Here is a 618-nt window from a genome sequence, read left to right as displayed (position 1 = left end):
ATGGAGTATATTTTGATCACAATGGAGATAAAATTGCATTTAAAACAAGTTGGATAGGTAAAGATGATGGCATATTAGTATTAGATAAAAACTCAAATAATAAAATAGATAATGGCTCTGAACTATTTGGAAATTTCACTGAAATTTCAAGCAACAATTCTGAAATTTCAAATTCTCAAACATTAAATATTCCAAACAACCAAACTTCAAATTTAAACTCTCAAACTAAATTTGCTATAAATGGTTATCACGCTCTATCATTACAAGATACTAACAATGATGGAAAAATTGATGCTCTTGATGAAAATTTCTCTAATCTTAAAATTTGGCAAGATTTAAATGAAGATGGCATTTCTCAATCTAATGAATTAAAAACACTAGATGAACACGGAATTAAATCTATATCTTTAAATTTCAATAAACCAAAAAATAACAATATATTAAAAGATAGTTCTGATAATGTAAATTTAAATAATAAAATAAATAACTCAAATTTTAATAATATAAATTCAAAGAACTCAAATATCAACAACAACTCAAATTCTACTATCTCAAACAATAATCTAAATTTAAATTCAAATTCTACAAACGACAACAAAGCAACTCTAATATCTCACT

Annotated in this window: 1 pseudogene; it reads left to right on the top strand. The window is 23.9% G+C overall.

From position 1 onward, the window contains the following. Positions 1-618: pseudogene (locus F1B92_RS08915) on the top strand (hypothetical protein); the annotation flags it as partial.

The organism is Campylobacter portucalensis (assembly GCF_009690845.1).
GTDB classification, from domain to species: Bacteria; Campylobacterota; Campylobacteria; order Campylobacterales; family Campylobacteraceae; genus Campylobacter_B; species Campylobacter_B portucalensis.
Note: the sequence above shows the minus strand (reverse complement) of the source record. Positions and strands in the feature narration are given on the sequence as shown.